Here is a 24,684-nt window from a genome sequence, read left to right as displayed (position 1 = left end):
GACTAACAACATGTACAAGCGATACCCGTCGGTGCAGTCCATGAGCGCGTTTATCCACGCGGCGCGCAGCGGCAGTTTCTCCAGTGCCGCGCGCAAACTTGATCTGACCCACAGTGCGATCAGCCAGCAGATCCGCGCGCTGGAAGATTTCATCGGCCAGCCGCTGTTCGTGCGTGAAGGTGGCGGCAGCAATCTGACCGACGCCGGGCAGTTGTTTGCCAGCGTGTTGTCGGACGGTCTGGCGCAGATTGATCGCGCCTTGTCCTCGGTGAAAAACCGCAGCGTGGCGCAACGCCTGACGCTGGACATCGACAGCGAACTGGCGCAGAGCTGGCTCAATCCGCGCCTGCCGCAGTTGCTCGATGAGCTGCCGGATTACGAAGTCACGCTGCTGTCGATGCCGCGCAGTGATCGCAGCACATTTGAGCGGGTCGATCTGGCATTGCGTTACGGGTACGGCGATTGGGACGACTGCGAGATGACGCAAATTTGTGGCGATCGGGTGCTGGCGGTGGCTGCACCGGCGCTGTTGGAACGGCATGGATTGCAAGTGCCGTTGAGCCCGGCGCAGATTCTTCAATTGCCATTGTTGGGCTACACGCGGCGCTCGTGGATTCCATGGCTGGATGCGGCCGGAATGCCGCCGAACGAACCGCCGACGCGGGTGATTTTTGATAATGCGGCGAATTTGATAGCGGCGGCTGAGGCCGGTGTCGGCGCAGGGCTGGTGCGTGGATTACTGGCCGCCGATGCGTTGCGCAGTGGGCGGCTCGTAGCGCTGAACGAGGTGCAGATCGCCGCGCATTACAACCTTTACGCGGTGTGGCCACACGGCCAGGCCGAGCGCGTGGCGCCGGTGGTTGAGGTGATCAAGCAGTTGGCACTGCGCACACAATCTTGACGCTATCGCGAGCAGGCTCACCCCTACAGTTGGAATGCGTTCTCCTATAGGAGTGAGCCTGCTCGCGATTGCACCGGCACATTCACCACAAGACCAAAACCATATCGAACAAGTATCACCACCGCGCCCAATTAATATTGTACGAACCCGACCCCGCCTTCCAATACTCGCCCCCAGCAACCACCCACCCGGGCCGGATGCGAACAGGCGAGGGAATGCGCGTGTCTTGCGCATAGCAACGGCCGATTGCCCGGGACGTGGATGCCGAGAGCCGCAAGGCTCCCTTCCCCGCTATCAGGAGATCGACTGCAATGATCATCGATATCAGCTGCTATCCCACGGATCTCGTGGACCTCGCCTGGAGGCATGACGGTGATCCGTTCACCGGCGAGCGTCTGCTGGAGATGATGGATGGCCCGTACATGGTCAACGGCAAGCCGCGCCGTATCGACAAAGCCTTCATCCAGCCGCCGCAGGGCAACACGATTTACACCTGGACCGACGGCGAACTGTCGGGCCGTGAATCCATCGACGCTTACATGGCCTACACCCTGAAAATGGTCCAGACCTACCCGGACCGCTTCATCGGCTGCTTCGTCTACAACCCGCGCTGCGGCGTGGAAAACGGCGTCGAGGCGATCGAGCGCTACGTCAAGGAACATGGTTTCAAGATGGTGCAAATGCAGGCCAACATGCATGCCTACCGTCCTGACCGTGCACTCGACTGGGTGCGCCCATGCTTCGAGAAATGCGCCGAGCTGGGTATTCCGGTCAAGCTGCACACCGGTGACGGGCCGTACAGCATCCCGTCGGAATGGGTGCCAATGATCAAGGAATTTCCCAACGTCGATTTCATCATGGCCCACTTCGGCGTGCAGACCGGCGGCGTCTATGTGTTCGAACCGATGCAATGGGCGATGGAGTTGCCCAACGTCTACTGCGAATCCGGCTGGTGCCTGCAATCGCGGATCGTCGAATTCGCCAAGGTCTTGCCGACGCACAAGATCCTCTTCGGCACCGACACGCCGCCGAACGAACCGGGCATGTGGCTGCGCCTGCTCGAAGTGCTTTGCCACGAGCCGCCGCAAGGCCTGAACCTCGACGAGGACACCCTCGAAGAGTATCTGGGCAACAACACCGCGCGGATGATCGGCCTTGAGCCAACCCCGCCACCGCGTTCCGTTTCCGAAGCAGAGGCGCAACTCAAGCGTCCCGTCACCACTCAACTGGCCAGGAGCTGAACCGATGATCATCGACACCCATCTGCACCCTACCAACCTGGTCGACGAGGCCTGGCGCCACACCGGCGAACCGTTCACCGGCGAGCGCATGCTCAAGTTGATGGACGGCCCGTACATGATCAACGGCAAACCACGCCGCATCGACATGGGTTTCATCCAGCCGCCACCGGGCAACACCGGTTATCGCGACGGCAACCGCCGGGGCCGCGAGGGCGTGCGCGACTACATGTCCTATGTCGCTGAACTCTGCGTGAAGTACCCGGACCGCTTCATCGGCAACTTCAACTTCAACCCGCGCTGGGGACCGGAAAACGGTGCGGCGGAGCTGGAATTCCACATCAAGGAATACGGCTTCAAGATGCTCAAGCTGCACGCCAACATGCACGGCTATCGCCCGGATCGCGCACTCGACTGGCTGCGCCCGGCGATGAAAGTCTGCGCCAAGTACAACATCGTCGTGCTGATCCACACCGGCGACGGCCCGTACACGATTCCGACGATGTTCTACCCGATCATCCGCGAGTTCCCGATGGTCAATTTCATCATCGGGCACTTCGGCATCCAGACCGGCGGCAACTACTCGTTCGAGGCGTTCTGGATGGCCATGGACACGCCAAACGTGTACTGCGAATCGGGCTGGTGCTTCCAGTCGCGGATCGTCGAGTTCGCCAAGGAACTGCCGCGCAACAAGATCGTGTTCGGCACTGATTCGCCGCCGAACGAACCGGGCATGTGGCTGAGGGAACTTGAGGTGTTGTGCTCACCAGCGCCGCAAGGCCTGGGCATCGATGAGGATCATCTCGAGGATTACCTGGGCAACAACATCGCCCGGTTGTGCGGGATCGAGCCGACACCGCCGCCCAAGGATCTGGTCGAGGCCGACATTCGCCTGACCACTACGTACCTCTGACCTGAAGAAATGCTGCACCACTGTGGCGAGGGAGCTTGCTCCCGCTGGGTGGCGAAGCCGCCCCAAAAAGACAGGCCTGCTGCGCAGTCCGGCGGGAGCAAGCTCCCTCGCCACAGGGGATCTCCAGTGTTTCATGTGGGCAACACAGCGACTTTACAGGCACGAAGATGACCCGGCGTTTCGCTCGACCGGCAGGCCAACGGCTGGCCGCGCGAACGCCCTCTCACCCCTGCGTGCCTGCTTTTTACGAGGTGACACCATGACCCGTTCGACGCTCGGCGATTCCCAGGACTTTCACGTGTTCATCGACGCCTATCGCCGTGAGTACCCGGACGATGTGCTGACTCTCACCCAAGCGATTTCCGCCGATCAGGACGTCACCGCCCTGGTCGATGCCCTCGCCGCCCAAGGCCGCGATCCACTGCTGATCTGCGAACACGTCGGCCATCTTGGCGTACCGGTGGCGACCAATCTGTTTGCGTCCCGAACCCGCATCGCCCGGCTGTTCGGCGTGCTCCCGGCGCAACTGCACGAAACCTTCCAGACCCGCGCCAACCAGCCCATCGCACCATGTTATGTGGAGAACGGGCCAATCCTTGATGAAGTGTTCGAAGGCGAAGCGCTGGACCTCGCGCTGCTGCCGATGCTCAAGCATTTTGACAGTGACCGTGGGCCGTACATCACCAACGCGATCATCATTGCCGAGGACCCGCTGACCGGCATCGCCAACATGAGCTACCACCGCTCGATGCGCCACGCCCGGCAGGCCCTCGCTACCAGCCTGCATTCACGCGGTCATTTGTGGCGGATGCTGCAAACCGCACGCGAACGTGGCGAGGAGTTGCGCGTAGCAATGGTGGTTGGTGCGCACCCGCTGTTCATGCTCGCCGCCGCTGCGCGTCTGCCTTATGGCGCCGATGAACGCGCAGTAGCTGGCGGCTTGTTCGGTGCGCCACTGGAACTGGTGAAAACCCCGCGCTACGGCATCGGTGTGCCGGCGTATGCCGAGTTTGTTCTGGAAGGTGCCATCGACCCGGCGGCGTATGCCGAGGAAGGTCCGTTCGGTGAGTTCAGCGGTTACTCCTCGGATCGCTCGACCAACAACGTGCTGCGCGTGGATACGCTGTTAAAGCGCAAGGACGCCTGGCTGGTCGACGTCATGGGCGGTCGCTACGCCGAACACCTGACCCTCGCCCGCCTGCCGCGCGAGGCCGAGATGAGCGAGAAACTGAAAGCGCGGTTCCCCGCCGTCACCGCCGTGCATTACCCAAATTCCGGTACGCACTTTCACTGTTACGTGGCGCTGGATCAGAGCCGCGACGGCGAGGCGCGGCAGATCATGCTGGCGTTGCTCGGCTGGGATCCGTACCTGAAAACCGTGATCGCGGTGGACAGCGATATCGACATCAGCGATGACAGCCAGGTGCTGTGGGCGCTGGCCACGCACTTTCAGCCGCACCTGGATATGTTCACCATTGATGGCTTGCCGGGCAGTCCGCTCGATCCTTCGTCGTCGGTCAACGGCACCACTTCGCGGATGGGCCTGGATGCCACGCGTGGATCGGGGTTCGACGGGATCAAGGCGCAACTCGATCGGGACGTGCTTGAACGCGCCCGGCAATTGATCAAAGGCCTGCAGTCGTGAACCGCCAACGGATGGTGGTCGGCATCAGCGGCGCGTCTGGCTTCATCTATGGCGTGCGTCTCCTGCAATTGCTCGCCGAACTCGACATCGAAAGCCATCTGATCATCAGCCGCGCCGCGCTGCTGACCATGGCCCACGAGACCGACTACAAGCTGGCCGACGTGACCGCGCTGGCCAGCCACTACCACCGCGCCGATGACGTCGCTGCCGGGATTGCCAGTGGCTCGTTTCGTTGTCTGGGCATGGTCGTCGCGCCGTGTTCGATGCGGACGTTGGCGGAGATTGCCACCGGCACGTCATCGGGGCTGATCGGCCGCGCCGCCGACGTCACGCTCAAGGAACGCCGCACGCTGGTGTTGATGGCCCGCGAAACGCCGCTGACCCTCGCCCATCTGCGCAACATGACCGCCGTCACCGAGATGGGCGGGATCATCGCCCCGCCGGTGCCAGCCTTCTACGCCCGCCCGGAGAACCTGGCGCAAATGGTCGACCACAGCCTCGGTCGCGTGCTCGACCTGTTTGGCCTCGATGCTGGCGTCGTCACCCGTTGGCAAGAACACCCAAATCCCTGTGGGAGCGAGCCTGGTCCGGGCGGCGTTCCGACGAAAGCGGTGGACCAGTCACCATCACCGCTGAATGACACACCGCATTCGCTAGCAGGCTAGCTCCCACAGTTGATCGCACTCCGACAAAAACACAGTTAAGGAGCTTCAGATGAATACCCCATTCAACGCCCCAACCCCGAACACCAAAATCCCCGTGACTATCCTCACCGGCTTCCTCGGCGCCGGTAAAACCACCCTGCTCAACTACATCCTCAAGGAAAACCACGGTCGCAAAATCGCCGTGATCGAAAACGAATTCGGCGAAGTCGGCATCGACGGCGATCTCGTCCTCAGCTCGGAAACCGAAGAAATCTACGAGATGGTCAACGGCTGCGTGTGCTGCACCGCCGAGGTTCGCGAGGACCTGGTGCGCATCGTCCGCGAACTGGTCGCACGGCCGGTGCGCCTCGATCACATCCTCATCGAGACCAGCGGCCTGGCCGATCCGTACCCGGTGGCGCAGAGTTTCTTCATCAATGACCCGATCGCTGAAGAAGTCGAACTCGACGCGATCGTGACCATGGTCGACGCCAAGCACATCGCCCAGCATCTGGAAGATCTGCAACTGGACGGCGTCGACAATCAGGCGGTGGATCAGATTGTTTGCGCCGACCGGATCGTCATCAACAAGGTCGACCTGGTCAGCAGCGACGAGGTGGAAATCCTGCGCGGCAAGATCCGTGGCTTGAACGCCACGGCGGATCTGGTGACCTCGACACATGCGCAAATCGACCTGACGAAAATCCTCGGCATCGGCGCATTCGAATGCACTCAGAAGCTCATGGAAATCGGCGCCGAACCTGAGCACCACGACCACCACGATCATCATCACGAAGCGCCCGATCACGATCACGATCCAAGCGTGTCATCGGTGGGGATCGCCGTGGACGGCGCGGTCAACCTGATGGCCTTCCACCGCTGGATCAGCGAACTACGTTCCTCCCAGGCCGACAACCTGTACCGCATGAAAGGCGTGCTGGCGGTGGCCAACGAGGACCAGCGCTACGTGCTGCAAGGCGTGCACAGCCTGGTGGAATTTCGCGCCTCGACCGCGTGGGGCTCGGAGCCGCGCTCAAGCAAGATCGTGTTCATCGGCCGCGACCTGGACCGCGCGGCGCTGAACCAAGGCTTCGCCGCCTGCCTGGCAGGCTGAAACAAGGCATCGGAGCCGGTGGATGGCGGCTTCGCAGCACGAATGACTGATGCCAATCAATTGACGGTGACACCGAACCTGTGGCGAGGGAGCTTGCTCCCGCTGGGTCGCGAAGCGGCCCCGAAAGGCATGGGCCTGCTGCGCAGTCCAGCGGGAGCAAGCTCCCTCGCCACAGTTTCCTCACCACAGTCGATTGATCGGCATCAGACGAATACCCCTCTCTACCGCATAAAAACAGCCAGAGGTGTTTCCCCATGTCGTCAGCCACATCCCCAGCGCAATCCGCCGCCACCGTGCATCCCGTCGACCGCATTTTACCGGTGCGACAGATGCTCACCCTCGGCCTGCAACACATGGCCGTCTCGTACATCGGCGCCATCGCCGTGCCGTTGATTGTCGCCAGTGCCCTGAAAATGTCCCACGCCGACACCGTGGTGCTGATCAGCACAACGCTGTTCTGCTCGGGCATCGCCACCCTTTTGCAAACCGTCGGCTTCTGGAAGTTCGGCGTGCGCCTGCCGATTCTGCAAGGCGTGGCGTTCAGCAGCGTTGGCCCGGTAATCGCCATCGGCAGCAACCCGGAGGTGGGATTCGCCGGGGTTTGCGGGGCGGTGATCGGCGCGGGGATTTTCACCATGTTGATCGCGCCGTTCGTGGGCCGATTGCGGCGATTCTTCCCGCCGGTGGTGACCGGGTGCATCGTCACCGTGATCGGCTTGCAGCTGTTCCCGATTGCCTATGAATGGGTTGGCGGCGGACGCAATGCGAGCAACTTTGGCGCGCCGGCGTTTCTCGGCGTGGCGGTGGTGGTGTTGCTGACCATTTTGCTGGTCAACCGTTATGGCAGCCCTTTGCTACGCAACATGGCTGTGTTGATCGGCATGCTGGTCGGTGCCGGCCTCGCCTATGGCTTCGGCATGGGCAGTTTTCACAGCGTCGAAGAAGCGCCGTGGCTGACTGTGCCCTATCCGTTCTACTTCGGTCTGCCGACCTTCAGCCTGATTCCGATCGCAACCATGGTGGTGGTGATGATCGTGCAGATGGTCGAGTCGATGGGGTTGTTCGTGGCCATCGGCGACATCGTCGAAAAACCGGTAGAAGACAAACAGGTCATCAACGGTCTGCGCGCCAACGGTTTGGCCAGCACCATCGCCGGGATGTTCGCCGCGTTTCCGTTTATTGCCTTCATGGAAAACGTCGGTCTGGTGATTCTCACCGGCGTGCGCAGCCGTTGGGTGGTCGCGGTCAGCGGTTTGCTGATGTGCTCGATTGCCCTGGTGCCGAAGGCCGGCGCAATCATCGCCTCGATGCCGACCGCCGCGCTCGGTGGCGCCGGCATTGCCATGTTCGGCGTGGTCGCGGCGGCGGGCATTCAAACCCTCGCCAAAGTCGACTACGAGCGCAATCGCTACAACGTGCTGATCGTCGGTTTCACCATCGCCGCCGCGCTGGTGCCGGTGCTCGCACCCACCCTGTTCAAACAACTCCCCGAGTGGTCGCAGCCGTTCCTGCACAGCAGCGTGGTTATCGCTTGCCTGGTGTCGGTGCTGCTCAACGCCGCGCTGAATGGCGTCAGCGTGCCGGAAACCACCGCCAGCAAATCCGCCTCGCACATCCTTTAGTTTGGAGCTGCCCATGACTCAACTTCAGAACATCCTGATCAAGAACCCGATTACGGTGATGACTGGCCTGCGCGGCCCTCGCGCGCGGGCCGGTGCCGTGGACATCCGCGTGGCCAACGGGCGCATCGCCGAAATGGCCGCCAACCTTGAAGCCCAGCCCGGCGAGCGGGTAATCGACGCGCGCCACTGCGTGGTCTATCCGGGCTGGATCAACACCCACCATCACCTGTTTCAGAACCTGCTCAAAGCCGTGCCCGCAGGTTTGAACCAGGATCTGCAAGGCTGGCTGGCCAGCGTACCCTACCCGCGGCTCACCCGGTTTACCCCGCAACTGGCGCGCATCGCTGCGCGGCTGGGCATGGTCGAATTGCTGCTTTCCGGCGTCACCACCTGCGCCGATCACCACTACCTCTACCACGCCCACGGCAGCACCGAGACCGGTGACTTACTGTTTGACCTGGCGGATGAATTCGGCCTGCGTTTCGTGCTCTGCCGGGGCGGTGCGCTGGAGTCGGCCAGCGCCCATCCGGGCTTCTCGAAAACCGCGCTGCAACCGGAAAGCCTCGAGCAAATGGTGGGCGATATCGAACGGTTGAAATCGCTGTACCACCAAGACACCCCGGACGCGATGCGCCGCGTGGTGGTCGCCCCGACCACGCCGACCTTCTCACTGCCACCGACGCTGCTGCGCGAACTGGCGCACACCGCACGCGGCCTCGGCCTGCGTTTGCATACGCACCTGTCGGAAACGCAGAACTACGTGAATTTCTGCCGCGACAAGTACAACTGCCTGCCGGTGGAATTCGTCGCCGAACACGAATGGCTCGGCCCGGATGTGTGGTTTGCCCACGCCGTACACCTGCAACCGGGCGAAATCCGCATGCTCGCCCAGACCGGCACCGGCATCTCCCACTGCCCGGTGAGCAACGCTCGGCTGGGCAGCGGCGTGGCGCCGGTGCCGCAGATGTATGAAGCCGGCGTGCCGATTTCCCTCGGCGTCGACGGCGTGGCGTCCAATGAATCCGGGAGCATGGTCGGTGAAGCCAATACTGCGTGGCTGATCCATCGCGCCGAACAAGGCGCCTCGGCGACCACCGCTGAAGACGTCATCCACTGGGGCACGGCGGGTGGCGCGCAAGTCCTCGGACTCGGCGCCGTCGGCACACTGGAAGTCGGACAGGCCGCCGATCTGGTGATCTACAGCCTCGATCATCCACGCTTCTATGGCTTCCACGACAGCGCCGTCGCCCCCGTGGTGGCCGGCGAGCCGGTCACGGTCAAATACAGCCTGGTAGGCGGCCGCGTGGTCGTGGATAACGGCGTGATTCCGGGGCTGGATATCGAACGCATGCGTGCCGAGGCTTGGGAAGGTGTGCAGCAACTGATGAACGTCGACGACTGACACCGCTCCCCTGTAGGAGCTGCCGAAGGCTGCGATCTTTTGATCTCGCTTTAAAAAGTCAAAAGAGCGCAGCCTTCGGCAGCTCCGACAAGGATGTGGACATTCGCGCAGCCGGCGATCATCGACTAACGTTAATACCTCATCGGATAGAGCCCCTGCCCGCAACACCGGGCTCTTGATCAAGGAGAGACTGATGACGTCGCGTCGCAACATCGAACAGACCTACCGCACCTGGTCCAGCCCGATTCTGCTGGAGCTGAAAAAACGTGAGCACCAAATGGCGCCGGTCGAGCGTCAGGCGCTGGAGAATGTTCTGGTGGAAAGAAGGTTGCTGGACACCGGCAACCCGGAGGGCATTGAGCGGCGCCGTAATAGCGGTGACTGACGCTCGGTCCCATCGGCTTGAGGCTGCTCGCTGAGTGTGTACGCCATCCATTCAGTGGAAGCTAATAGCCGATTTATGGCACGTTCGGACGCTTGATCGGCTTTTTGGATTGTTGCAACATCGGCACAGCTTTTCCAATGGATGGAGTCGAGCATGCTGGATGCAAACGCTAGCCACATTACCTTCACTGTTGAAGGCGACAACGCCGACCTGCAAGTCCTCAGCTTCACCGGTCGCGAAGCCCTCAACGAACCGTTCCGTTTCGACCTCGAACTCGTCAGCGCCCGCCCCGACCTCAAGCTCGAAGAGCTGCTGCATAAGCCCGGCGTCCTGACCTTCGGCCCGACCGGCGAAGGCAAGATCCACGGTCTGGTCTATCGCATCGAGCAAGGCGATTCCGGCAAAACCCTGACCCGTTACAGCCTCAGCCTGGTGCCACAACTGGCCTACCTGCGGCACAACCACGATCAGCAGATTTTCCAGCAACTGACCGTGCCGAAGATCATCGCTCAGGTCCTTGAAGATCGCGGCATCCTCGCCGACGCCTACAGTTTCCAGCTCGGTGCCGAATACCCGCAGCGCGAATACTGCGTGCAGTACGACGAATCCGACCTGCATTTCATCCAGCGCCTGTGCGAAGAGGAAGGCATTCACTTCCACTTCCAGCACAGCAGCAGCGGCCACAAACTGGTGTTCGGCGACGACCAGACCGTGTTCCGCAAACTGAAACCGGTGAGCTACCAGCAAGACTCCGGCATGGCCGCCGAAAAACCGGTGATCAAACGCTTCAACCTGCGCCTGGAAACCCGCACGACCCGCGTCAGCCGCCGCGATTACGACTTCGAAAAACCGAAAATCCTCCCCGAAGGCGCGGTCAAAACCGAGTTCGCCCCGGACCTCGAGGACTACGACTACCCTGGCCGCTTCACCACCCGCGAGCGCGGCAAGTTCCTTTCCACCCGCGCCCTCGAACGCCATCGCAGCGACTACAAACTCGCCGAAGGCAAAGGTGACGAACCGACCCTCACCAGCGGCCATTTCCTCACCCTCGCCGAACACCCGCGCGCCGAATGGAACGACCTGTGGCTGCTGCTGGAAGTCTTCCACGAAGGCAAACAACCGCAAGTGCTCGGCGAAAACGTCACCAGTGACGTCACCGACAACAAAAGCGATTTCCACCAGGGCTACCGCAACAGCTTCCTCGCCACCCCATGGGACGCGCACTACCGCCCTGCCCTTGAACACCCGAAACCAAAAGTCCTCGGCAGCCAGACCGCCGTCGTCACCGGCCCCGCAGGCGAAGAAATCCACTGCGACCAATACGGCCGCATCAAAGTGCAATTCCACTGGGACCGCGACGGCCAGGGCGACGACAAAACCACCTGCTGGATGCGCGTCGCCAGCGGCTGGGCCGGCGCAGCGTACGGCGGCATCGCCATCCCGCGCATCGGCATGGAAGTCCTCGTCACCTTCCTCGAAGGCGATCCCGACCAGCCGCTGGTCACCGGTTGCCTGTACCACAAGGAAAACGTCGTCCCCTACGACCTGCCGGCCAACAAAACCCGCAGCACCTTCAAAACCCTCAGCTCACCGGGCGGCAAGGGCTACAACGAGTTCCGCATCGAAGACAAGAAAGGCGTAGAGCAGATCTACATCCACGCCCAGCGCGATTGGGATGAAAACATCGAGCACGACCAGAAGATTCGTGTGGGTAACGAACGGCATGACACCGTTGAAGCCAATACGCTGAGTGAGTTCAAGGTTGAAGAACACCGGATTACCCATCTGGACCGCAAAAGCGAAATCAGCGCGGATGATCACCTGACGGTTGGCGTGACTCGACACCTGAAAGTCGGCACCGCGCAGTTTGTCGAGGCCGGCAGCGAGATCCATTACTACGCCGGTGACAAAGTCGTCGCCGAGGGTGGCATGGAACTTACGGCCAAGGCTGGCGGGAGTTTCGTCAAGGTCGATGCGGGTGGCGTGACCATCAGCGGTGCCGAAGTGAAGGTCAACACTGGCGGCGCGCCGGGCGTGGGGACCGGCATCGCCATTCTTGCTCCGCTGATTCCCGGACTGGCCGCGACTGACACGGCCGGCAACTTGATGGAACGGGCCAAAACCAATCCCACCTGGCTTGAACTGAACCTGCACTACGACAATCTCGAACCCGTACCCGGCGCGTCTTATCGCGTTGAATTCGCCGATGGTTCGACTCGCGAAGGTGTGCTCGACAGCGACGGATTCGCCCGGCTGGAAGACGTGCCAAAAGGCCCCGCGAAAGTCTATTACGGTGAAGACCCACGTCCCTATGAGCGTCCAGCTGTGGCCGTGGTTGACGCTTCTGACGACAAAATCGACGAGGATCTGCGAAAACTGGGTTTCGACCCCGCCACCGTTGATCTACAGGCATTGGTCGAAAAAGCCGCAGGGAGGCTGGCATGAGCGCACAAACAAGCAGCAACGACGACCGCACCGGGGCTTATCAGGAAGCGGCTATCGAACTGGGCAAAGGCATTGCGATGGGTGCGGTGCCGTTTCTGGGCCAGGCCATTGACGTGTACGACACCATTGAATCCGCCGTTCTGCTGTACAAATCGGACACGCCCGGAGCCAAGGAAGATGCCCAGTTCGATTTGCTCCTGGCAGTGATCGGCTGGATACCCGGCGCCGGTGACGGCCTGAAAAAAAGCATGCGTATCGTCAACCGCAACCCTCAACGATTCGCCCCGGTGTTGTTTGATCTGCTGCGGTTCGTCTTGCAGGAATGCGGCATCAAGACCAGTCCGGAAGAACTCCTGTCACGGATTTTCAACGCCGGCAAACTGCGCGCGGAAATGGACGACATCATTTCCGCGATCAGGAGCTCCTCTGTTTATAAGGGCTCGCCGGGTTGGGTTCAAACCGCCGTGGTGACCGTACTCGCTACCGCCCGAGACAACATGCCGGCGATGCTTGGCATCGTTGAAAAACGCCTGATCAAATGGAAAGGCATGCAGCGCAACAGCTCCGCTGCCTCCTCCGGCTCCAGTCACCCACGACGCGGGGAAAAACCCGCCAACCGCGATTCCACCGTCGGCACCCAAGGCAAGGACGGCGCCAGCGGCACCCATTCCAACCGCGTCGAATCCTCCAGGGTCGGCGTTCAGGCGCCCTCGAGCATTTTGAATGAAGGCCTGGGCGTCAGCGGCGAACATATCGCCGATTACATCTGCGCAGTCGAGTTCGGCTGGGGCAAGGATTGGGATGGACATGACAAGGGGGCGGATGGCAAATGGCTGGAGGGGCTGCCGAGTGCCACGAAAACCGGAAAACTCTCTTCGGGAGGCAGCCCTAAAGCCAGACATGTCCTTTACAAACTGTCTGACGGCGCCAATGGAACCGGTATCGACGCGGTCTGGCGCGCGAAGCCAGCGAACAATGGCGGCGAAAAATTCGCGATTGTCGAAGCGAAGGCGAGCCGTGAAGAAGATGCACCAAAATTCATGCGCAGAGCCAATAACACTCGCAAACCCGGCATCGCCTCCAAACTGGGAGAATCGGGCTTATCGGGCGTAACGCGCATCGCCGATGCAAGCCAATTGCTTGAACCGATCGAAGGTACCCCTGAGGCCGGAGCCAGCAAGCCCTCAACGTCGATGAGAACCGGAAAAAACAAACCACAGGCATCCAGCCGCTCCCCCGCGCCCTCTGCCAAGATCAAAGAAGTACTGGTTCAAATGAGCAGTCAGTGGATCACCCAGAACCTGAATAAGGCAGTGGCTGGTCGCGCACTTGCCGCGCAGGTCCTGGCCTCTTACAGTCGCCATCTGTTTTATTCCCCGCTTTATCATTCCAGCGCAAGTCCGAAAGACCATGCCGAAGCGCGGTTGCAGAATCTTGCAGAGAGCGCCCATCGCACACACAAGGCGTTTCATTACAACGAAACCGAGGTAAAAGCGGCTGTAAACAAGCGCAAAAAATCCTTGGCCAAAAGATATGGTGCGAGGGACTCCCTCAAGCTTGAGGCATGACATCAATGAGCAAACGCCAGAAATTTTTCTCTGATCATCAGTACAACCACTTCCTGAAAGAACACGACGAAGTCATCGAGTTCTTCAAAACCAATCGATTCAAATCCGACTCCGATGAAGAAGAAGCATCCCAACGTGCCCGGTATTTCCAAAGTCTGGCTTTGGACAAGTTGCTGGCAACTTACACCGCAGGAATGGACGTTGAATCTCTGGTTCCGTTGCTTGAGGAACTGATCGAAAAATATGAAGTGCGCCAGCAAACCCTGGCCGATTTCGAAGGAGCGCCACAGATTTCTCCGTTGGCTATCGATGACTGGCCAGATCAGTACGAAGAAGCTGTGCAAGTGATCGGTCTGTGTATTCTGCTGCACCGTAACGACTTGCTCGTACGCTTTGTCAAAATGCTGGACGACGCAGGTTATGCCGGGGACGACACGCTTTACGAAGACCTGTTGAAGAAGGTACTGCCCAACCGTCATGACGTTGACCAGTGGTATCACGACGTGTACACCCCGCTCATACAAGCGATCTACGCCGACACGCGCGAAGAGTCATCCGCCTTACTGAAAAAGTATTGCCAGGGCTGGTACCCCGCTTTTAAACAAGCACCGTGGCACGACACTCATTTACAAGGAGAAGATGGCAATTACGTTGGCTACTGGGCAATCGAGGCCGCCGCCATCGCGTTTTTGTATGGCATCGACGACAGCCAAGTCGACCATATGGTTTATCCGAAAGATCTGGTCGACCACGCGAGAAATCACCAAAGTCCACGAATGACACAAGTCGGCCGAATCGTTGCCGGCGATGCATGCAGCCGAACCGGCTACTGGTTCACGCCAGCTCAGGCGAACTCCCGTCGTCATTTCCAACAGGGTGAACTCATGCCGAAGATCAATGACTCCCGTTGGGGCGATACGCTTTGGTATTGGTCGGGGGAAGCATGAGTGGATTCAGCCGAGCAATCCGGCGCTCTTCAGCAGTTCGTGCAAGCCTTTCGGCACCAGGGGCGCCTGCTCGCTGAAGCTTAAGCTGTCATGCCAGCGCGCGGTGAAGGGCGCGCCGTCGCTTTCATGGCCATCGATCTGTACGTGGTCGTATACGTCCGGATCGACAAACGTCGCGTCGTACACCTGAACATTTTCGTGCCCGGGTTTGCCGTTGGAAGCGAAAAGACTTTCGAATGTGCCGAGCAGGCGTATATCCGGTCGCTTCAGACCGGAGAAATCGTCGCGAGCAGGCCGATCAGAATGGTCAGTGTCAGAAAGCCACCCAGGAAAATCGCCATTTTGTTCATGTTGCTCTCCTCAATGCTGAGCTTGCGGTGCACTGGGCGCTTCGGGATGAAGGACTGCCGCGAGTGCCGAACCGTGGGGCTATTTTGAGCAGATGACTGAGCCGGTAACAGAGGCAGATCCAGTGAAATAATACGGATCAGATGCGTATCTGATCCGCATGGGCCATGGCCCGCTATTCAGTTCGCGGCACAAGGGTTCAATTTCGGCGTGGTTGATCTAGAGTCATTGCCGACGCGACAACAACAAGAAAAATTATGGAGTGAACATGACCGACCTGAACCTGCAACCCAACGTCGCCGCATCGCTAGGCAAATGGCACGAAATGATCCGCACCGGTAACCTCAGCGCCCTGCCCGGCCTGCTCGATGCGCAAGCCGTGTTCCGCTCGCCGATGGCGCACACGCCTTATCCGGGCGCACCGGTGGTGTCGATGATCCTCAACAACGTGTTCGAGGTGTTTGAGGATTTCCGCTATCACCGTGAACTGGCGACTGCCGATGGCTTGAATGTGATTCTGGAGTTCAGTGCGAAAATAGGGACGAAAGAACTCAAAGGCATCGACATGATCCGCTTTGATGAGAGCGGGAAGATTGTCGAGTTTGAAGTGATGGTGCGGCCACTCAGTGGGCTGCAAGCCTTGGGCGAAGAGATGGGACGGCGACTGGGTGCTTATCTGGCAAAGGCCAAATCCTGAGTACATGAAAGCCCTGTAGGAGCTGCCGCAGGCTGCGATCTTTTGATCTCGATCTTTCAAAAGCAAGATCAAAAGATCGCAGCCTCGTTTCACTCGATCGCTCCTACAAAACGCTTTGCCACAAAAAAACCCACTGACCGTCGCCGGTTCAGTGGGTTTTGTGTGTCAGGGTTCTAGTTACAGAGCCATGTCACGTGCAGCGTTTTCCTTCGGAGCTTGAGCTTTTTCAGCTGCAGGTGCAGCCGGAGCAGCAGCCTGACCGATCACTGGAGGTGTCGGCAGTTCGAGGATTTTGGCGGTGTAAGCCCACTCTGCAGCCACTTTGGCTGGATCGCTGTTCAGCTGAGTGCCGTAGCTTGGCACGATCTGGTGCAGCTTGGTTTGCCACTCAGGAGTCGCGACTTTGTCTTTGAAGACTTTCTGCAGCACGCTCAGCATGATCGGTGCAGCGGTCGACGCGCCTGGCGATGCGCCCAGCAGGCCGGCGATGGAGCCGTCTTGTGCAGCAACGATTTCGGTGCCCAGTTTCAGCACGCCGCCAGCGGCTTCATCACGCTTGATGATTTGCACGCGTTGGCCGGCTTGCCACAGGCGCCAGTCTTCGGCTTTGGCGTTCGGGAAGTATTCCTTCAGCGCGTTCAGACGGTCTTCATCCGACAGCATCAGTTGACCGGCAAGGTACTCGACCAGCGGGTATTCCTTGATGCCGACCTTGGTCATAGGCCAGATGTTGTGGGTGGTGGTGCTGGTCAGCAGGTCCAGGTACGAACCTTCCTTGAGGAACTTGGTGCTGAAAGTCGCGAATGGGCCAAACAGGATGACGCGCTTGCCGTCCAGAACACGGGTGTCCAGGTGCGGAACGGACATCGGTGGGGCGCCAACCGAGGCTTTACCGTAGGCCTTGGCCAGGTGCTGTTCAGCGATGGCCGGGTTATCGGTCACCAGGAACGAACCACCAACCGGGAAGCCAGCGTATTCCTTGGCTTCTGGAATGCCCGACTTCTGCAGCAGGTGCAGTGCACCGCCGCCCGCGCCGATGAACACAAACTTGGCGTCGGTTTCGGTTTTGGTGCCGTCTTTCAGGTTTTTGTAGCTGACGCGCCAGGTGCCATCGGCATTCTTGGTGATGTCCTGGACTTCGCTCGACAGTTTCAGATCGAAGTTAGGCTTGGTCTGCAGGTACGTGGCGAACTGGCGAGTGATTTCGCCGAAGTTCATGTCGGTACCCAGCGGGCTCCAGGTGGCCGCGATTTTCTGGTTCGGGTCACGCCCTTCCATCATCAGCGGGACCCACTTCTTGATTACAGCCGGGTCTTCGGAGTACTGCATGCCGGCGAACAGCGGGCTAGCTTGCAGAGCTTCGTAGCGCTTTTTCAGGAACTTGATGTTGTCATCGCCCCACACGAAGCTCATGTGCGGCGTGGTGTTGATGAACGAGCGAGGGTTCTTCAGAACGCCTTGCTGAACCTGCCAGGCCCAGAACTGACGGGAGACCTGGAACGCTTCGTTGATCTCGACGGCTTTCGGGATCGTTACGTTGCCTTTGTCGTCTTCCGGGGTGTAGTTCAGCTCAGCGAGCGCCGAGTGACCGGTACCGGCGTTGTTCCAGCCGTTGGAGCTTTCCAGGGCGACGCCGTCGAGGCGCTCGACCATTTCCATCGACCAGCTTGGCTCCAGCTCATTGATCCACACACCGAGGGTGGTGCTCATGATGCCGCCGCCGATCAGCAGGACGTCGACTTTCTTGGCTTCGTCAGCATTGGCGGATGTCATCCCCATCGCCAAAGCCAGACCCAGCAGGGCTGTGTTCACTTTCTTAAACATCTGTTGCACCTATGATAAAACGCCTTCCGCCCGCCGCTGTTATCTGTATGCGATCCGCTTTGATGACGCTCAGGCTCGCGTCGCAGATTCCGGCACACTTCAATTTTGACGGGTGGGCACACAAGGCCGACATGCTGCATCGACCTCAGTTAATGTCCCTACTGAACTGACTTCTTATCATTATTGGCTCAGCTACTTGAGCGACAGGGATTCCGTCAGCCCGCCCGTTAGGCAAGCAAACTGAATAAGGTCAAACCAAGTTGGCGCGAAGAATATCACGTCAGGGCAAACCCGCGCGTCTGTTCCCGACTTGAGAGTCCTTTTCCGCTCAGGAAGCTATCGGCCGACAAAGACTGAACATGACCCCCGCCAATCAGCGCTCTGAAGCAGTGCCTTATCCAAAGATTATCCGCCATGTTGTACGATGACTGACGAGACCAGTCATCAACTTATAACAACAAGGAAACAACCTCATGACCAAGACCCGACTCCTGCTCGGTTTTCTCTGCGCCTTCAACGGCTACGCCATGGCCGCCTCTGCCCCGGCAGAAAAGGATGTCGCCCAAGCGGTGGATCACCTGACCCAAGCGATGCTGCACAAAGACATCGCCGAACTGAACGCACTCACCGCGCCCAACCTGACCTACGGCCATTCCAGCGGCAAGATTCAGGACAAAAAGGAATTCATCGCCGACATCGAAACCGGCAAGAGCGCGTTCAAGACCCTGGAAATGCAGAACCAGACCATCACCCTGTCCGGCGATACCGCCCTGGTACGCCATCACTTTTCCGCGCAGGCGTTGAAGGGAACCGAGGTAGTGCCGACGGAGATCGAGAATTTTCAGATCTGGCAGAAGCAGGATGGTAAGTGGTTGCTGGTGGGGCGACAGGCGTTCAAGTTCTGATCGGGGTTAACTGACTCTGAATAGATGTTGACTGGGCTGCCGTCTTCGCGAGCAGGCTCGCTCCCACAAGGGAACGCATTCCAAAGGTGGGAGCGAGCCTGCTCGCGAAGGCGGCAGTCCGGCTAACAAAAATGCGCCTGACTGCCATGCCGGTTACAACCGAAACCGATCCACCGACTGCGCCAACTGCCCCGCCAGACTCGACAGCTCATCGGTGGTATTCGCCGTTTGCCCGATTACCCGGCTGTTGCCCTCGGACATTCCGGCAATCATTTCCACCTGATGGGCGATTTCGTTACTGGCCTGACTCTGCTCGCCTATTGTGCGAGTGATGTCGTTGACCAGTTGCGTCGTGCTCAACGTCGCCTCAAGGATTTCACGAATCGCTCGCTCGACATCCGCCGTCACCGCCATGCCCTTATCGACCTGCGCGACGCCTGCCTCCATGCTGCTGACCGCCTCGCGGGTGCTGTGCTGGATGCGCGCGACCATTGCCGCGATTTCCTGGGTTGAAGCGCTGGTGCGTGCGGCCAGACTGCGCACCTCGTCAGCGACCACTGCAAAGCCCCTGCCCTGTTCCCCTGCCCGGGCCGCTTCAATGGCGGCATTGAGCGCCAGCAGGTTGGTCTGGTCGGCAATGCTCTTGATCACCTGAATAATGTTGAAAATGGCTTCGGATTCTTGATCCAGCGTGCGGATCACCTGGGCCGACTGTTGCGATGATCGAGCGATATCGTCCATGTCGCTGACCACTTGATGAATGACGCTGCCGCCCTCCTTGGCCAGGGTTTCGGCCTGACTGGCCATGCTCAGCGCTCGCTCGGCATGGCGGGTGATTTCCTCGATGCTCGCGGTCATCTGGCTGGCGGCCGCCGCCATGGTGCCGGCGGCGACGCTTTGTTGCTGGCTGCTGTCGGCGACCTGATGGCAGCCTTGGCTGAGTTGTTCGCTCATGCCACTGACGCCGTGAGCATTGCGTCGCACCACGTCGATCATGTTGCGCAAGTCGCGCTGCATGGTCGCCAGCGTGCGGATCAAGACACTGGCTTCGTCCTTGCCGGACGGCTCGGCGATCGGCTCGCTGAGGTTGCCGTGGGCGATGCTCTCGGCGATGCGACTGGCGGTCTTCAACGGCCCCATGATGCTCAGAATCACCCAGCGCCCCTGGATCAGGAGCAGTACAAGACTGGCGATCAACACCACGCCGAGCGCGACGTTAGCGCTGCGAATGGCTGATTCGGTACCTGCACTGGTCTGCCGCGTATTGGACTCGATCAACTCGCTCAACGCGGCCATTTGTTCTTCGAGCTGAGTGAATGCGCTGTTGAACGTGCCCAGCGCTTGTTGAGCGCTATCAGGGCTGTCCAATGCCAGCCCGACCATGTGCTCACCGGTGTTGATGTAGGTATCGAGACTCGGTTTGATCTGCTCAAGCGCCGTGCGCAATGTCGGGTTGATTGGCAGCTTGAGATTTTCCTCAAGCACCTCACGAAAATGCCCGGCATGCTCGTTGATCGAATCGCGCACTTCGCTCGCCGTGCTGGTGCTTTTGCCCAGCCCCACCAGCATCGCCGAATAGACATCGGCGCGCAGGGCGTCGTGCATCATGTCCGCTTCCATGTGGTTGCGCAGCGCGCTCATGCTGACCGCGTTATCGCTGACCGCCGAGGCCATCCGCTGATTACCGACGTAACTGACCAGACTCACGATCAAGGCTGTCAGCAGACTTGTCACAATCAGCAACACTAAACGCAGTTTGATCGACACCGGACTTTCCTCTCTCATCACGCCCGTAAGCGCTTGTCAGCCTTCAGTTAAGCCTATTTGCGCAGGTCTGCCGCGCCCGAGCGTGTCCGCAGATGTCGGCATGCTGGCCAAAGGTAGCAAAACTTTCGGATTGCGCGGCAAGTCTCACTTTGCAATGCCGGCGCAAGTGCCTTCATCGCCGGTTAATGCCGGCAGGCTATTGAGTCCGTCGTTCTGAACACTCTTGCAGCAAAAGGAAAATGCTTATGAAACGCGCATTGTGGTTGGGTTTGCTCGGCACCTTCGCCATCGGCACCGCACAGGCGGCGACGGAAAAAGTCGCGATCAATCTGGTCAGCGCCGACGGCGCGCCACAGGCGATCGGCTCGGTCACCATCAGTGAGACGGCGTATGGCCTGTTGTTCACCCCCGAGCTGAAATCCTTGCCGGTCGGCGTGCATGGCTTCCATGTACATGAAAACGGCAGTTGCGAGGCGGGCATGAAGGACGGCGTGAAAGGCGCCGCACTGGCCGCAGGCGGGCATTTCGATCCGCAGAAAACCGGCAAGCACCTAGGCCCATATGCTGACGGTCATTTGGGTGACCTTCCGGCGGTCTACGTGAGCGCTGACGGCATCGCCAATTACCCGGTACTGGCGCCGCGCCTGAAAAAGATCTCCGAGATAAAAGGCCACGCCCTGATGATCCACGCCGGTGGCGATAACCATGCCGACATGCCGAAACCGCTGGGCGGCGGTGGCGATCGCATGGCCTGCGGGGTCATCTGACTCATCGCTGCTTGAAGGACGGGCAACCCGCCATGGCGTTGCTCGCGTCTGTTTTGCAATAACGCAGACTTTGTTGCGCCATGGAACTCCCGCCGCACGCGCCCCTCTCACATTATGTAATCCTTCCCTTTTTGCTTCGCGCTTGTGGAGGAACACCGTCATGCGCAAGTTAGTGCTCATTTCTTCCTTACTCTTATGCCTGCCTGTCGGTTCGGCGTTGGCCCGCGTCGATGCGGGTGATGTCGCCACCTCGGCGGGTGTCTCCGCGTCGCTGTATTCGACCTTCAAGGATCACAAAATGGTGATTCCAGCCCGTGACGACTTGTCTGCATTTGTCGCCAGTGGCGGGGCCATTCGTGGGGTTTATCTTGAATCGGTACTGCAGCAGGCTCGCCAGGACAATCCTGGCCTCAACGCCAGCGATGAAGATCTGGCCAACGCGATTCTGGTGCATTACGAAGGCCTGAATCAGTAACCGTCACGGAAAAAGCAGCCGATGGATGGCCGCTGAAGGCGCATAGGCAAAACTGTCCGACGGCCTCTATGATGGAGGCCATGACGACTTCTGCGCCCTTGCGCTCCCCCTGCCCGCCCGGCGCCTGCATTTGCGGGCGCGACCCGTTGCTGGAGACGCCCGGCGCGGATTTGCGCATCCTGCGTCTGACCCGTGAGGAAGAGAAGCGCCTGCTCGCTCGCCTCGAAATGCTCAAAGACCTGAATGACCTCAAACATCTGCAACAGCGGATGTTCGAGCAACTGGGCATTCGCGTCGACGTCGCTCCCGGTTTCAACGAAGTGCGCACCATGCGTGGCATCGCCATTCAAATCGACGAGTTACCCGGCCTGTGCCGCAAGACCCGTGCAGCAATTCCGGCCGCCATCCGTCGCGGCCTGGAAAACCACCCGGAAATCGCCTTCGAACTGCTCAACGCCCACGACTTGCTGCGCGACACCTGATCACTTTTTCAGCCCCAGGCGTTTACGCATCTCGGCGGTGATGCTCTGGCGGGTTTTCTTCATGTCGGCCCACGGCTCGTCACCGACCTCGGCCAACCGCGAATGAACGTTGTGCACGTTCCACTGATTGCCGCCCTTGATCTCGGCGACCTCTTCACGAAACAGCGGCACCGACACCGGCAAGCCTTCGCGGGTGCGCGCGGCATAAGCGCAGATGGTGGTGGCGCCCAGACCGTTGCGCAGGTAATCGATAAAGATCCGCCCAACGCGGTTTTTCGGCCCGGACACCGCAGAAAAGCGCTCCGGCAACAGCTTGGCGATATGACTGACGATGGCGTGGCTGAAGTCCTTGACTTCGTCCCAGCCGAGTTTGCGGGTCAGCGGCACCACCAGGTGAATACCCTTGCCGCCGCTGGTTTTGAGGAACGCCTTGAGGCCCAGTTCATCGAGCACGGTCAATGTCAGTGCCGTCGCCTCGACCATGCTTTTCCACGGCAGCGCCGGATCCGGGTCGAGGTCGAGGACAAAGCGATCGGGCTTGTCCAGATCGACCGTGGTCGCATTCCAGGTGTGCAGCTCAACAGTGCTCATCTGCACCGCGCCAATCAGCGCTTCGGCGTTGTTGATCAGCATCACCGGTTGCCCGGTGATGTCCTTGTCCAGCGTGGTGATGCCTGGGATCGCCAGGCGTTCGGCATTTTTCTGGAAGAACAACTCACCGGCAATACCGTCCGGAGCGCGCACCAACGCGACCGGACGATCCTTGAGCTGCGGCAGGATCCATTCGGCAACGCTGGCGTAGTACTCGGCCAGTTGCATCTTGGTGGTCCCGCTGACGGCGTCGATCACCCGATCTGGATGAGTGATGCGCACCTTGCCGTTGGCCAGTCCGAGCTGTGACGGCGCGGTATCGGCGCTGCTCGACGGGGCTTTTTTCGGCGTTTTTTTCGTGGTGGTTTTCTTCTCTGCAGTCTTCACCGGTTTCGCTCGCTCCTCAGTGATGGCTTTGGCCGGTTTGTCATTGCGCAAACCATGAAACACGGCGTGGCGCACCGAACCGTCCTTGGTCATTTCCGCAAACGCGACTTCCGCCAGCAATTTCGGTTTAAGCCAGTGCACGCCTTTGACCTCGAAGCCGCTGGGCGGATTGACCACCGCCGCCTTCTTCACCTGCAACGGTTTGAGTTGGGCCAGAATGCTTTTCAACGTCGACTCGTTGAAGCCGGTGCCGACCTTGCCGGCGTAGCGCAGCTCGCCGCTGTCGCGATCATGCAGCCCCAGCAACAAGGCGCCGAAGGCACTGCGCGAGCCCTTCGGATCGGTGTACCCGACGACCACGAATTCCTGGCGGTGTTTGCACTTGAGTTTGATCCAGTCACTGCTGCGCCGCGACACATACGGCGAGCCGAGGCGCTTGCCGATCAGGCCTTCCATCTGCATCTGGCAGGCGCTGTTGAGCAGCGCGTCCGGGGTTTCGTCAAAGGCCTCGGAGAAGCGCAGCAACGGTTGTTCATGACTGCCGAGCACCGTTGCCAGCGCGGCGCGACGTTCCTCGACCGGCACCTCACGCAGGTCGACGCCGTTGAGATACGGCAGATCGAACAGGTAATAGAGAATGTTGCCGCTGCTTCCAGCTTCAAAAGCATTTTGCAGGGCCTGAAAGTCCGGTACGCCGTGTTCGTTGACGACGACCATTTCGCCGTCGAGCCACGCCGACTCCAATCCCAGCGCAGCCAGGGCTGCGGCCTGTTGCGGCAACTTGTGCGTCCAGTCATGACCGTTGCGGGTGAACAGTTGCACCTGATCATGATCGATGCGCGCCATGATCCGGTAACCATCAAATTTGATCTCGTAGCTCCACTGCCCTTCCGGCGCACTGTCGACCAGCGTGGCCAGTTCCGGTTTGAGTTGTGTCGGCAGTTTGGCTTTGTGCGCACCGGTGAGCTTGCCGGTCGCAGTTTTGCGTGTCTTGGCTGGGGACTTTTTCAGCGGTTTGCTGTGCTCGGCGGCCAGCTTGGGCTGGGTGACAAGCGTGCGTTCGCTCAACACGCTGTCGGGTTCAGCCGCCAGCACGTCGTAGTCATCCTGCGGCCGTGCGGCGCTGTCCTGATGTTTGATGAGAAACCATTGTTCTTTTTTGCCCGGCATGTGCGTGCGCACCAGGTTCCAGATACCGCCGAGCTTCTCGCCTTGCAGCTCGAACTTGAGCTTGCCCTTGGCGTAGGCCTTGTGCGGATCTTCCAGCGGAATCCACACGCCACGATCCCAGACAATCACATCACCGGCGCCGTAATGCCCTTCGGGAATGCTGCCCTCGAACGTCGCGTAATCCAGCGGATGATCTTCGACATGCACCGCCAGCCGCTTGACCTTGGGGTCGAGTGACGGCCCTTTTGGCACCGCCCAGCTCTTCAAAGCGCCATCGAGTTCCAGGCGAAAGTCGTAGTGCAGGTGCGAAGCGTCATGCTTCTGGATGCAGAACTGCAAAGCATGCTCGGCAGCGGTTTTACGCCCGGTGCGCTTGACGGCGGCCGGTTCCGACGTCGCCGAAAAATCGCGCATGCGGTTGTAGTCGTCGAGGTTCCTGTTCATCGT

20 protein-coding genes and 2 pseudogenes are annotated in these 24,684 nt (G+C 60.0%); 17 read left to right on the top strand and 5 right to left on the bottom strand.

What is annotated here, in order from left to right; translation table 11 throughout:
• Nucleotides 1-10: 10 nt before the first annotated feature.
• The 12 genes from BK670_RS04975 (at nt 11) to BK670_RS04920 (ending at nt 14,824) form a co-directional block, all read left to right on the top strand.
• Complete coding sequence (locus BK670_RS04975; RefSeq protein WP_123448850.1) at nt 11-901, top strand: LysR substrate-binding domain-containing protein; 891 nt, start codon at nt 11-13, stop codon at nt 899-901.
• A gap of 311 nt (nt 902-1,212) precedes the next feature.
• Complete coding sequence (locus BK670_RS04970) at nt 1,213-2,142, top strand: amidohydrolase family protein (protein ID WP_095047475.1); 930 nt, start codon at nt 1,213-1,215, stop codon at nt 2,140-2,142.
• 4 nt (nt 2,143-2,146) lie between these two features.
• The gene (locus BK670_RS04965) at nt 2,147-3,052 is read left to right on the top strand and encodes an amidohydrolase family protein (RefSeq protein ID WP_003224037.1); all 906 of its coding nucleotides are present in this window, start codon (nt 2,147-2,149) and stop codon (nt 3,050-3,052) included.
• Nucleotides 3,053-3,311: 259 nt separating this feature from the next.
• Nucleotides 3,312-4,697, top strand: a complete 1,386-nt coding sequence (locus BK670_RS04960) for a UbiD family decarboxylase (RefSeq protein ID WP_123448849.1) — start codon at nt 3,312-3,314, stop codon at nt 4,695-4,697.
• A gap of 11 nt (nt 4,698-4,708) precedes the next feature.
• Nucleotides 4,709-5,362: a UbiX family flavin prenyltransferase gene (locus tag BK670_RS04955; RefSeq protein ID WP_259697532.1), complete on the top strand. Its 654-nt coding sequence runs from the start codon at nt 4,709-4,711 to the stop codon at nt 5,360-5,362.
• A gap of 49 nt (nt 5,363-5,411) precedes the next feature.
• Nucleotides 5,412-6,455 (top strand): CobW family GTP-binding protein, encoded by a 1,044-nt coding sequence (locus BK670_RS04950; protein ID WP_123448848.1) that lies wholly within the window; start codon nt 5,412-5,414, stop codon nt 6,453-6,455.
• Nucleotides 6,456-6,709: 254 nt separating this feature from the next.
• A complete protein-coding gene (locus BK670_RS04945; RefSeq protein ID WP_123448847.1) occupies nt 6,710-8,077 on the top strand; it encodes a nucleobase:cation symporter-2 family protein in 1,368 nt (455 codons plus the stop codon).
• Nucleotides 8,078-8,090: 13 nt separating this feature from the next.
• Nucleotides 8,091-9,479 carry an amidohydrolase family protein gene (locus tag BK670_RS04940; RefSeq protein ID WP_123448846.1) on the top strand — a complete coding sequence of 463 codons (1,389 nt, stop codon included), beginning with the start codon at nt 8,091-8,093 and terminating at the stop codon, nt 9,477-9,479.
• A gap of 193 nt (nt 9,480-9,672) precedes the next feature.
• Nucleotides 9,673-9,864 (top strand): hypothetical protein, encoded by a 192-nt coding sequence (locus BK670_RS04935; RefSeq protein ID WP_123448845.1) that lies wholly within the window; start codon nt 9,673-9,675, stop codon nt 9,862-9,864.
• A gap of 153 nt (nt 9,865-10,017) precedes the next feature.
• Nucleotides 10,018-12,309: a type VI secretion system Vgr family protein gene (locus tag BK670_RS04930; RefSeq protein ID WP_123448844.1), complete on the top strand. Its 2,292-nt coding sequence runs from the start codon at nt 10,018-10,020 to the stop codon at nt 12,307-12,309.
• Complete coding sequence (locus tag BK670_RS04925; protein WP_123448843.1) at nt 12,306-13,877, top strand: hypothetical protein; 1,572 nt, start codon at nt 12,306-12,308, stop codon at nt 13,875-13,877. Before BK670_RS04930 ends, BK670_RS04925 begins: the two co-directional genes overlap by 4 nt.
• Before the next feature lie 5 nt (nt 13,878-13,882).
• Entirely contained in the window at nt 13,883-14,824 is a 942-nt protein-coding gene (locus BK670_RS04920; protein WP_185036723.1) for a PoNe immunity protein domain-containing protein, read from the top strand.
• A gap of 6 nt (nt 14,825-14,830) precedes the next feature.
• On the opposite strand, the pseudogene BK670_RS04915 reads toward BK670_RS04920, so the two are convergent.
• A pseudogene (locus BK670_RS04915) lies at nt 14,831-15,097 on the bottom strand (NUDIX hydrolase); the annotation flags it as partial.
• A gap of 343 nt (nt 15,098-15,440) precedes the next feature.
• Here BK670_RS04915 and BK670_RS04905 point away from each other — a divergent pair.
• A complete protein-coding gene (locus BK670_RS04905; RefSeq protein WP_123448841.1) occupies nt 15,441-15,869 on the top strand; it encodes a nuclear transport factor 2 family protein in 429 nt (142 codons plus the stop codon).
• Between the two features lie 177 nt (nt 15,870-16,046).
• Here BK670_RS04905 and mqo read toward each other — a convergent pair whose 3' ends face one another.
• On the bottom strand, nt 16,047-17,693 hold the full coding sequence (mqo, locus tag BK670_RS04900) for a malate dehydrogenase (quinone) (RefSeq protein WP_123448840.1): 1,647 nt from the start codon (nt 17,691-17,693) through the stop codon (nt 16,047-16,049).
• A gap of 473 nt (nt 17,694-18,166) precedes the next feature.
• On the opposite strand from mqo, the gene BK670_RS04895 reads away from it, so the two are divergent.
• Complete coding sequence (locus tag BK670_RS04895) at nt 18,167-18,598, top strand: nuclear transport factor 2 family protein (RefSeq protein WP_123448839.1); 432 nt, start codon at nt 18,167-18,169, stop codon at nt 18,596-18,598.
• 153 nt (nt 18,599-18,751) lie between these two features.
• Here the strand turns inward: BK670_RS04895 and BK670_RS30150 are convergent, their stop codons facing one another.
• Both BK670_RS30150 and BK670_RS30145 read right to left on the bottom strand, forming a co-directional pair.
• A complete protein-coding gene (locus BK670_RS30150) occupies nt 18,752-19,477 on the bottom strand; it encodes a methyl-accepting chemotaxis protein (RefSeq protein ID WP_404942467.1) in 726 nt (241 codons plus the stop codon).
• Nucleotides 19,478-19,609: 132 nt separating this feature from the next.
• Nucleotides 19,610-20,383 (bottom strand): annotated as a pseudogene (locus tag BK670_RS30145) (MCP four helix bundle domain-containing protein); the annotation flags it as partial.
• Between the two features lie 227 nt (nt 20,384-20,610).
• Here BK670_RS30145 and sodC point away from each other — a divergent pair.
• The 3 genes from sodC (at nt 20,611) to BK670_RS04875 (ending at nt 22,089) form a co-directional block, all read left to right on the top strand.
• Nucleotides 20,611-21,132, top strand: coding sequence for a superoxide dismutase family protein (gene sodC, locus BK670_RS04885; RefSeq protein WP_123448837.1), 522 nt, complete (start codon nt 20,611-20,613; stop codon nt 21,130-21,132).
• A 160-nt stretch (nt 21,133-21,292) separates the two neighbouring features.
• Nucleotides 21,293-21,607 carry a DUF2388 domain-containing protein gene (locus BK670_RS04880; protein WP_007919602.1) on the top strand — a complete coding sequence of 105 codons (315 nt, stop codon included), beginning with the start codon at nt 21,293-21,295 and terminating at the stop codon, nt 21,605-21,607.
• Between the two features lie 80 nt (nt 21,608-21,687).
• On the top strand, nt 21,688-22,089 hold the full coding sequence (locus tag BK670_RS04875; RefSeq protein WP_185036722.1) for a hypothetical protein: 402 nt from the start codon (nt 21,688-21,690) through the stop codon (nt 22,087-22,089).
• Here BK670_RS04875 and ligD read toward each other — a convergent pair whose 3' ends face one another.
• Entirely contained in the window at nt 22,090-24,681 is a 2,592-nt protein-coding gene (gene ligD / locus BK670_RS04870; RefSeq protein ID WP_123448835.1) for a DNA ligase D, read from the bottom strand.
• Nucleotides 24,682-24,684 lie beyond the last annotated feature (3 nt).

It is taken from the genome of Pseudomonas fluorescens (assembly GCF_003732425.1).
Lineage (GTDB): Bacteria > Pseudomonadota > Gammaproteobacteria > Pseudomonadales > Pseudomonadaceae > Aquipseudomonas > Aquipseudomonas fluorescens_BE.
Note: the sequence above shows the minus strand (reverse complement) of the source record. Positions and strands in the feature narration are given on the sequence as shown.